The following is a 9,848-nucleotide window of genomic DNA, read 5'->3' on the forward strand; positions in this document are numbered from 1 at the left end:
GGAGAGCGCGCCGTAACGTCGGCCCCGAAACGTGACTAGCGGTGCTAGTTTTCTTGTGCCGGAGGGTGTCCCATGTCCGCGTCGCCGAAGCCGCCCGCCTTCGACCCCGCCGATCCGCTCGGGATCGACGACCTGCTGGAATCGGAGGACCTGGCCGTACGGGACACCGTGCGGAGCTGGGCGGCGGACCGGGTCCTGCCGCACATCGCCGAGTGGTACGAGCGGGGCGAGCTGCCCGGCATCCGCGAACTGGCCAGGGAACTGGGCGGGATCGGGGCGCTCGGGATGTCGCTCAGCGGATACGGGTGCGCGGGGGCCAGCGCCGTGCAGTACGGCCTGGCCTGCCTGGAGCTGGAGGCCGCGGACTCGGGCATCCGGTCCCTGGTCTCCGTGCAGGGCTCCCTCGCCATGTACGCGATCCACCGGTTCGGCAGCGAGGAGCAGAAGCAGCAGTGGCTGCCGCGGATGGCGGCCGGCGAGGTCATCGGCTGCTTCGGGCTGACCGAGCCCGACCACGGCTCCGACCCCGCCTCCATGCGCACCCACGCCAAGCGCGACGGTGGGGACTGGGTGCTGAACGGCCGGAAGATGTGGATCACCAACGGCTCGGTCGCCGGGGTGGCCGTCGTCTGGGCGCAGACCGAGGACGGCATCCGCGGTTTCGTGGTCCCCACCGACACCCCCGGCTTCTCGGCGCCGGAGATCAGGCACAAGTGGTCCCTGCGCGCCTCCGTCACGAGCGAACTGGTACTGGACGACGTACGGCTGCCCGCAGACGCCGTACTCCCGGAGGTCACCGGACTGCGCGGCCCGCTCAGCTGTCTGTCCCACGCCCGCTACGGCATCGTCTGGGGCGCCATGGGCGCGGCGCGCAGCAGCTTCGAGGCGGCTCTGGACTACGCGAGGACGCGGGAGCAGTTCGGGCGTCCCATCGGGGGCTTCCAGCTCACCCAGGCCAAGCTCGCCGACATGGCGGTCGAACTGCACAAGGGGATCCTGCTCGCCCACCATCTGGGGCGGCGGATGGACGCCGGCCGCCTGCGCCCGGAGCAGGTCAGCTTCGGCAAGCTCAACAACGTCCGCGAGGCCATCGAGATCTGCCGTACGGCGCGGACGATCCTCGGTGCCAACGGGATCTCCCTCGAATACCCCGTGATGCGGCACGCGACCAACCTGGAATCGGTGCTCACCTACGAGGGCACCGTCGAGATGCACCAGCTCGTGCTGGGCAAGGCGCTCACCGGGCTCGACGCCTTCCGGTGAGCCTTGACGGAGGCAGGGCCGGTGAGCGGCCCTGCCTCAGCTCTGGTTGAAGAAGCCGTCCTCGCGGTGCGCGGCCGGCTCGCCGCTGACGATCTCCGTGTTCGCCGGCGTCAGCAGGAAGACCCGGGTCGCGACCCGCTCGATCGTGCCGCGCAGACCGAAGGTCAGCCCCGCCGCGAAGTCCACCACGCGTTTGGCGTCGGCGGGCTCCATCGCCGTGAGGTTCATGATGACCGGGACGCCGTCCCGGAACAGCTCGCCGATGGCGCGGGCGTCCCGGAAGCTGTCCGGGGTGACCGTGCCGATCCGGCGGCCCTTCTCCTCGGCCGTGTCCGACGCCACCTTCACCCGGGGGTCCGTGACCCAGGCGTCCCCGGACTCGGTGCCCTCGGAGTACTCGTCGTCGTAGTAACGCTCGTCATCGTTGTCGTCGACGAGGCCGAGCCACGCACTCGCCTTGCGTACCGATCCCATGGACGCCTCCTCTCACAGCGGTCTTTTTTCTGCTCTCCGCGTCCCTATGGTCATCCATGATGCGGACGGCGCGCCAAGTGAATAGACGCCGCGCGGGGGGTTTGTGACGGTACTGGTGCACAGCCGATCCGTCGAGAGTCCTTGTGCCCCAAGGGTCGTGACTCATACGGCTGCTGACTGAGAGTGAAATATGATTGTCGGCGGCGGACGGGTGATGATCGGTGCGTCCGGGTGAACGTCAACGTCGTACCACATCACGGGGGATCGTCGTGTTCGGAATCGTCAGACCGTGCGCTCATCGACTCGGGGAGAGCCTGAAGGCCGAGTGGATGGCGCACTTGTGCGGGCTCTGCCTCGCGCTGCGTCGCGACCACGGACAGTTCGCGAGAGTCGTGACGAACTACGACGGGCTGCTCCTCTCGGTCCTGACAGAGGCTCAGACCGGACGGACCGCCGACGGCCGCCGTACGGCCGGGCCGTGCGCCCTGCGCGGGCTGCGCACCGCGTCCGTCGCCCGGGGCGAGGGCGCCCGGCTCGCGGCCGCCGTCTCGCTGGTGCTGGCCGCGGCGAAGGTGCGCGACCACGTCGCCGACCGGGACGGACTGCTGGCCCGCAGGCCCGTGGCCGCCGCCGCCCGCCGGGTCGCCGCCGGCTGGGGCAGGGCCGGAGCCGACAGCGGCGCCGCGGTCGGCTTCGACACCGGCGTCCTCGTCGAGGCCGTGGACCGGCAGCTCGGCCTGGAGGCCCTCGCCGGGTACGGCACCCCGATCCTGACCGTCACCGAGCCGACCGAGACCGCGACCGCCGCCGCCTTCGCCCACACCGCGGTGCTGGCCGGCCGGCCCGGCAACGCCGCGCCGCTCGCGGAGACCGGCCGGCTCTTCGGGCGGCTCGCGCATCTGCTGGACGCCGTGGAGGACCAGCAGGCCGACGCCGCGTCGGGCGCCTGGAACCCGCTGACCGCCACCGGCACCTCCCGGGCCGAGGCCCGCAGGCTCGCCGACGACGCCGTGCACGGCATCCGGCTCGCCCTGCGCGACGCCGACTTCACCGACGGAAGGCTGGTCCACCTGCTGCTCGTGCACGAGCTGCGGCGCTCCGTCGACCGGGCCTTCGGCACGCAGGCGTGCGGACACGCGCCCGAGGCCGCGTTCGGGCCGCCGCCGGGCCGGCAGGCGCCCACGCCCCCGGGCCACCCCTACGGCGACCCCTTCGGCGGGCAGCACCAGGGCCCGGAGCGGCGCGGCTTCTGGGCCGGCTGCGCGGCCGCTCTCGGCCTGTGCTGCACCTGCAAGGTGTGCTGCGCCGACGAGTTCGAGGGCCCCTGGTCGCGGAAGCGGCGCGAGGGCGCCTGCGCCACCTGCGACTGCGGCGACTGCGACCTGTCGTGCTGCGAGATCTGCGAGTGCTGCGAGTGCTGTTCGTGCTGTGACTGCGGGTGAGGGAACTGCCGGGCGCGAGGGGAGGGGTGCGCGTGTGAAGGCGAAGGAAGAAGGGAGGGAACGCGTGTGCGCCCGCCCGCGGGACGGACGCATGCAGGGGGTCGGCTCAACAGGAAGAGGACCACACGCGACCGAAGTCGATGTGGGAGCGCGTGACCAGCCACTGCTGCGGATGCATGGGCCAAGTGGAACAGGCATCCGGTTCCGCGTCAACTGACATGAGACGTACGGCTCACAGTATGGACAGCCTTGACAGTGCACCGAAACGCACGCGTACTCTCGACGGACGGTCCTGCTGAGGGGCTCGGCCGTACCGCGCCGCACGGCGCGCCCGTGTGAAGGCACCACCCGCGTTCTGACGTCTCTTCGCGTCACGGAGCCTTCGCATGTCATCCGACACCCTCGCCCCTTCCCCCGCCGCACCGGGGACTCCCGACCCCGCGCACGCCCCGTCGAGGCCCTCGCTGGTGATCGTCGGAGCCGGTCCGCGGGGGACCGGGCTCCTGGAGCGCATCGCCGCCAACGCGCCCGAGCTGTACGCCGGTCCGGGCCTCGACATCCATCTGGTCGACCCGCATCCGCCGGGCGGCGGCCGCATCTGGCGCCAGGCCCAGTCACCGCTGCTGTGGATGAACTCGCACGCCGAGGACGTCACCATGTTCACCGACGAGACGGTGACCATGGACGGCCCGGTGCGCGAGGGCCCCACCCTGCACGAGTGGGCCGGCCTCGACGGCGCCGCCTTCGCCGACCGGCAGCTTCAGGGCCGCTATCTGCGCTGGGTGTACGAGCGCGCACGGGCGGAGCTGCCCGAGAGCATCGCCGTCCACCACCACGCCCGGCGCGCCGTGCGGATCAGCGGGCCGCGCGACGCACGCCAGCAGGTCTGGCTGGAGGGCCGGCCGCAGCCCCTCCTCGCCGACCTCGTGATCCTCGCGATCGGCCACCTCGACGCCGAACTCGACGACGAACAGGCCGAGTTGGCCGCCTACGCCCGCGACCACAAACTGGTGCACCTGCCGCCCGACTTCACCGCCGACACCGACCTGAGCGCGCTGCGGCCCGGTGAACCCGTCCTCGTGCGCGGCTTCGGGCTGGCCTTCGTCGACCTCATGGTGCTGCTCACCGAGGGGCGCGGCGGGCGGTACGAGGGCGACGCCTATCTGCCCTCGGGCCGGGAACCGGTGCTCTACGTCGGCTCCCGGCGCGGAGTGCCGTACCACTCGAAGATCGGCTACGACTGGACCGGCGACCGCCCCCCGCTGCCCCGCTTCCTGGGGCCGGCCGAGATCGAGGGCCTGCTGGCCAGGCCGGAGGGTTTCGACTTCCGGCGCGATGTGTGGCCGCTGGTGGAGAAGGAACTGGGCTTCGCCCACTACCACCGGCTGTTCACCGCCCACGCCGAGCGCACGGCGATGGCCTGGGCCGACTTCGAGGAGAAGTACGCGGCCGCCACAGGCCCCGCCGAGACCCGGGCGCTCGTCGCCGCCGCCGTGCCCGACCCCGCCGACCGGCTCGACCTCACCGCGCTCGACCGCCCGCTCGACGGAGTGCGCTACGCCTCGCACGAGGACTTCCAGGACGGCCTGCGCGCCTACATCGAAGGCGACCTGAAGCGGCGTCACGACCCCTCGCACAGCGCCGACCTGGGCGTCTTCCTCGGGCTGCTCTCCGTCTACGGCCAGCTCGTCCGCCTCGGGAACATCGGCCCCTGGTGGCACGGCTTCTTCAGCCATCTGGCGTCCGGGCCGCCCGGACCCCGGCTGCGGCAGATGCTCGCGCTGTCCCGGGCCGGCCTGCTCAGATTCGTCGGCGCCGACATGACCGTCACCGCCGAGCACGGCGTGTTCCGGGCCGGCAGCCCCACCGTGCCCGGCTTCCGCGTCGAGACCCGCGCGCTGGTCGAGGCCCGGCTGCCCGAGCCCACCGTCCGGCGGGCCCGCGACAGCCTGCTGCGCCATCTGCACGCCGACGGCGCGGCCGAGACCCCCGAAGGGCTGCTCCGGGTCGACCCCGTCGACGGCCGGATCCTCGACGGCGCCGGACGGCCGCATCCCCGGCGCTTCGCACTCGGCCCGTACACCGACGCCCGTACCCCCGGCGCCTTCACCCGGCCCCGCACCGGGGGCCCCGCGTTCCGGCAGAACGACGCCGCGGCGCGCTCGGCGCTGGCCTTTCTGAGCAGGTCACGGACGGAGGGCGGCGCACGATGAGCGTCACGGTTCCGGGTGTGGGCGCTGACCCGGGGGCGGTGTGATGGGGCCACGGGGGTTGCTGCATCTCGCCGCCGCCGTCGACATGGCGGACTGTCCGGACGCCGAACCGTACGTCGAGCTGGTCCGGCTGGCCGAGCGCGGCGGGCTGGACTTCGTGACGCTGGACGACACGCTCGCCCGGACCGGTCCCGACGCGCTCACCGTGCTCTCCCGGGCGGCGCTCGCCACCCGGCGCATCGGCCTGGTCCCGGCCGTCCCGGCCACCCGCACCGGGCCGTTCCCGGCGCCGGCCGCCGTGGCGGCGCTGGACCGGCTCACCGGTGGGCGGGCCGGGTGGCGGATCGAGGCGGGCGACACCGGGAACGGCCCGGCGGAGACGGTGCCGGGGAGAAGGAAGAGGGAGGGCGCCGACGTCCTGCCGGTCCGCCTGGTCGACGCCACCGGGAGCCAGAACCGTACCGCCGCTGCCCGGCACGCGGACGTGGCCCTCGTCCGCGCCGCGACCGTGCAGCAGGCCGGCGCCGTACGCGACGAACTGCGCGCCGGAGCCGCCGAGTCGGGGCGGGACCCGGACGGCGTGCGGGTCCTGGTGAGCCTGCTGGTCGACCTCGGCGACGGCGAGTACGCGGCCGCGCCCGGACACGGCGGCGGGGGACCGCGGCCGACCGCGCGGGGGCCGCTGTACCGGGGCGGTCCGGTCGACCTCGCCGAACTGGTCGCCCGCTGGCACGCCGAGGGGGCCGCCGACGGCTTCCACCTCGTCCCCGTCGAGCCGCGCCGGGACCTGGAGCGGCTGGTCAACGGCACGGTGGCGGTGCTCCAGCACCGCGGCCTGTTCCGCACGTTCTACCCGGGCAGCACCCTGCGCGAGCACCTGGGCCTGGCGCGGGCCGGCGCTCCCGGCACGGGGCGGACGGGTGACGGCTTGTACGGACGAGACATCTGGCTGGAAGGAAACCACGACATGACGACGGACCCGGCCGACGCGTGGAAGCAGTGGCACGAGCGGCGTGTCGAGACGGTCTCGGCACCTTACGGACCGCTCGCGCTGACCGCCACGCACTGGGTCGAGGACTATCCGGAGGGCCGACTTCCGGACATTCCCGGGATCTGGGTGGCGGACGGCGACGGAATCGTGCTCACCGCCGCCGAGAGCGACGGCCTGACCGTGGACGGGCGGCGTTTCGCGGGCGAGGTCCGGCTCGCGGCCGACCGTCCGCCGGAGGCGGAGGCACGCGTCGCGTTCGGTGAGCAGCGGCTCTTCACACTGGTGCGCGAGGGCGTCTGGGGAGTGCGGGTCTACGACCCCGGGTCCGCGGCCCGGCGGTCCTTCCGGGGCATCGAGGCCACCCCGTACGATCCCCGCTGGTCGGTGCCGGGGCGTTTCACGCCGTACGACGGCGAACGCGTCGTGCGGGTCGGCAACGCGGACGGGCGCGAGCGGGGGCTCGCCCTCGCCGGGGAGCTGGCCTTCGCCCTGGACGGGCGGGAGTTGACGCTGCGGGTCGCGCGGCAGGGCGACGGGTCGCTGTGGGCGGTGTTCGCCGACGGCACCAGCGGCGACACCAGTTTCCGGTTCCGCTTCCTCCACCCGGCCGCGCCGGACGCGCAGGGGCGTACGACCGTCGACTTCAACCGCGCCCAACTCCCGCCGTGCGCCTTCGCCGACCACTTCCTGTGCCCCTTCCCGCCGCCCGGCAACACGCTGGACGTGGCGATCGAGGCGGGGGAGCGGGGGTTGAGTTGAGGGGTGGCGGCGCCGGTGGGGTGATGGGGGAGCGGAGGGCGGGCCGGGGAGGTGCGGGGCGTCGCCGCGTAAAGGTGGTTTAAAGGCCAACGGCCGAAAGGCACTCTTGTGGCGACCGGTCGTTCGGCCGAATACTCCCCCTCAGCGCTTGCCAGGGGGCATATGTGTTCGGAACCCCGCCGTTCCTCCTGGCTGCGCCTCACCGGGCCCCGACCCCACGCGGGCCCCCGACTTCCCCTGGGAGGGAACGACACGTGAGGATCAAGCGCACCACTCCCCGCAGCGGTCTCGCGAGACGGACCCGGCTGATCGCCGTGGCCACCGGCCTCCTGGCCGCGGGCGCGTTCGCCGCCCCCACGGCGAACGCGAGCGACGCGCACACCTTCAGCGCCGCCCAGCTCGACAAGGCCGGCTCCGCCGTCCTCAAGGCCGACATACCGGGCACGGCCTGGGCGGTGGACGGCAAGAACGACCGCGTCGTCGTCACCGTCGACAGCACGGTGTCCAAGGCCGAGATCGCCAAGATCAAGCAGCAGGCCGGCGCGAACGCGGGCGCGCTCACCATCAAGCACACCCCCGGCAGGTTCAACAAGCTGATCAGCGGCGGCGACGCCATCTACGGCGGCCAGTACCGCTGCTCGCTCGGCTTCAACGTGCACAGCGGCAGCACGTACTACTTCCTCACCGCGGGGCACTGCGGCCAGGTGGCGTCCACCTGGTACAGCAACTCCAGCCACACCACCGTGCTCGGCACCAACGTCGGCTACAGCTTCCCGGGCAACGACTTCGCGTTGGTGCGGTACACCAACTCCTCGGTCTCGCACCCGAGTGCCGTGGGCAGCCAGTCCATCACGAGCGCGGCGACGCCGTCCGTGGGACAGACCGTGTACCGGCGCGGTTCCACCACCGGTACGCACAGCGGGCGGGTGACCGCGCTGAACGCCACCGTGAACTACGGCGGCGGGGACGTGGTCTACGGGCTGATCCAGACCACGGTCTGCGCCGAGGGCGGCGACAGCGGTGGTCCGCTGTACGCCGGGACCGTGGCGTACGGGCTGACGTCGGGGGGCAGCGGTGACTGCACCTCCGGCGGTACGACGTTCTTCCAGCCGGTGACCGAGGCGTTGAACTACTACGGCGTCACGCTGCCGTAGCGGGTCCGACTCCGGCTTTCCGGGAGCCCCTGCATGCCCTTGTGGTGTGCGGGGGCTTCTTCGTGGGGTGGGGCGGTCCGGATATCGGGTGCGGGGTGCAGGCGTTGGGTTTTGGACAGGTGGTGTCGGACGCGCTCGGTGTGGGTTCCGTGCGGGTTGTGTTTGCTGTGCGAATTGCTCTGGTGTGACCGTGTGCAGTCAAGTACGCAGGGGCGTGCAAGCCCTCTCTACGCGCGTCCGGAAGTCAACCTTGTGTGCTCCCTGTGTCGTTCGGAAGAGTGGGCCCTCGTCAACCAGCCTTCCGGTCCGTCGAGTCCCCACAACTCGCGGACCATCCCCCCACAGGAGGACGTGAGTTGAAGCACCGACGCATACCCAGGCGGCGGGCCGCCGTGGCCGGTGCGGGAATCGCCGCACTGGTCGCCGCGGGGGTCACCTTGCAGAACGCGAACGCCAGCGAGCCTGCGAAGCCGGCTCCGGAGGTGAAGGTCCTGTCCGCTCCGGCGGCCGGAAACCTCGCCTCGACGCTGCTGAACCACCTCGGATCCCGTGCCGCGGGCAGCTACTACGACGCCTCGGCCAGGAACCTCGTCGTCGACGTGGTCGACCAGAGCGCGGCGAAGGCCGTCGAGGCGGCCGGAGCCAGGGCGAGACTCGTCGCCAACTCGCTGGCCGCGCTCGACGGCGCGCGGACCACGCTGAAGAAGGACGCGACCATACCGGGGACGTCCTGGGCCACCGACCCGGTGAGCAACAAGGTCGTCGTCACCGCCGACAAGACGGTGTCCGGCGCCGAGTGGGCCAAGCTGAGCAAGGTCGTCGACGGGCTCGGCGGCAAGGCGGAACTGAAGCGGTCGCAGGGGGAGTTCAAGCCCTTCATCGCCGGCGGGGACGCGATCAGCGGGTCCGGTGGGCGCTGCTCGCTCGGGTTCAACGTGGTCAAGGACGGGCAGCCGTACTTCCTGACCGCCGGGCACTGCACCGCCGCCATCTCCACCTGGTCGGACTCCAGCGGGAACGCGATCGGGCAGAACGCGGAGTCCCACTTCCCGGGGACGGACTTCGGGCTCGTGAAGTACACGTCGCAGGTCGACCATCCGAGCGAGGTCGACCTGTACAACGGGTCCACGCAGCAGATCACCGGTGCCGCCGAGGCCACGGTGGGGATGAAGGTGACGCGCAGCGGGTCGACGACCCATGTGCACGACGGGACGGTCACCGGGCTGAACGCCACCGTGAACTATCAGGAGGGCTCCGTCAGCGGGCTCATCCAGACGGACGTGTGCGCCGAGCCCGGGGACAGCGGCGGGTCGCTGTTCTCGGGGAGCAACGCGATCGGGCTGACGTCCGGAGGGAGTGGCGACTGCACCTCCGGCGGGGAGACGTTCTTCCAGCCGGTGACCGCCGCGCTGTCCGCCACGGGGGCGCAGATCGGGTAGCTTTGTCGTAGTTCGTCCATGAAGCCCCGTCCCGCGGATATGTGGGGGCGGGGCTTCGTCGTGTGCCTGCGGCGGCCTCTCGCTCGCCGTGGTGGCTGGTGTCGCGCCTGACG

General features: G+C 72.3%; 7 protein-coding genes and 1 pseudogene. 7 read left to right on the forward strand and 1 reads right to left on the reverse strand.

Annotated elements, in window-relative coordinates; translation table 11 throughout:
• The first annotated feature begins 72 nt into the window (after positions 1-72).
• Positions 73-1,263, forward strand: a complete 1,191-nt coding sequence (locus OG956_RS28795; RefSeq protein ID WP_330340918.1) for an acyl-CoA dehydrogenase family protein — start codon at positions 73-75, stop codon at positions 1,261-1,263.
• Between the two features lie 36 nt (positions 1,264-1,299).
• Here OG956_RS28795 and OG956_RS28800 read toward each other — a convergent pair whose 3' ends face one another.
• Entirely contained in the window at positions 1,300-1,737 is a 438-nt protein-coding gene (locus OG956_RS28800) for a cell division protein SepF (RefSeq protein ID WP_330340919.1), read from the reverse strand.
• A gap of 269 nt (positions 1,738-2,006) precedes the next feature.
• On the opposite strand from OG956_RS28800, the gene OG956_RS28805 reads away from it, so the two are divergent.
• From OG956_RS28805 to OG956_RS28830, 6 genes and pseudogenes are all read left to right on the forward strand, one after another.
• Entirely contained in the window at positions 2,007-3,179 is a 1,173-nt protein-coding gene (locus OG956_RS28805) for a DUF5685 family protein (protein WP_330340920.1), read from the forward strand.
• Between the two features lie 386 nt (positions 3,180-3,565).
• Positions 3,566-5,392: an FAD/NAD(P)-binding protein gene (locus OG956_RS28810; RefSeq protein ID WP_330340921.1), complete on the forward strand. Its 1,827-nt coding sequence runs from the start codon at positions 3,566-3,568 to the stop codon at positions 5,390-5,392.
• Positions 5,393-5,435: 43 nt separating this feature from the next.
• Positions 5,436-6,284: pseudogene (locus tag OG956_RS28815) on the forward strand (LLM class flavin-dependent oxidoreductase); the annotation flags it as partial.
• Between the two features lie 75 nt (positions 6,285-6,359).
• Positions 6,360-7,142 carry a DUF1684 domain-containing protein gene (locus OG956_RS28820; protein ID WP_330342977.1) on the forward strand — a complete coding sequence of 261 codons (783 nt, stop codon included), beginning with the start codon at positions 6,360-6,362 and terminating at the stop codon, positions 7,140-7,142.
• A 254-nt stretch (positions 7,143-7,396) separates the two neighbouring features.
• Positions 7,397-8,296, forward strand: a complete 900-nt coding sequence (locus tag OG956_RS28825) for a S1 family peptidase (RefSeq protein ID WP_330340922.1) — start codon at positions 7,397-7,399, stop codon at positions 8,294-8,296.
• A 356-nt stretch (positions 8,297-8,652) separates the two neighbouring features.
• Positions 8,653-9,735, forward strand: a complete 1,083-nt coding sequence (locus OG956_RS28830; protein WP_330340923.1) for a S1 family peptidase — start codon at positions 8,653-8,655, stop codon at positions 9,733-9,735.
• The last annotated feature ends 113 nt before the right edge of the window (positions 9,736-9,848 follow it).

The sequence above is a fragment of the Streptomyces sp. NBC_00557 genome, from assembly GCF_036345995.1.
Classification (GTDB): Bacteria; Actinomycetota; Actinomycetes; order Streptomycetales; family Streptomycetaceae; genus Streptomyces.

What these genes read in the sequence shown, in the direction of transcription:
- OG956_RS28800 (WP_330340919.1), bottom strand. Translation starts at nt 1,737, where the DNA reads ATGGGATCGGTACGCAAGGCGAGTGCGTGGCTCGGCCTCGTCGACGAC.
- OG956_RS28810 (WP_330340921.1), top strand. Translation starts at nt 3,566, where the DNA reads ATGTCATCCGACACCCTCGCCCCTTCCCCCGCCGCACCGGGGACTCCC.
- OG956_RS28795 (WP_330340918.1), top strand. Translation starts at nt 73, where the DNA reads ATGTCCGCGTCGCCGAAGCCGCCCGCCTTCGACCCCGCCGATCCGCTC.
- OG956_RS28820 (WP_330342977.1), top strand. Translation starts at nt 6,360, where the DNA reads ATGACGACGGACCCGGCCGACGCGTGGAAGCAGTGGCACGAGCGGCGT.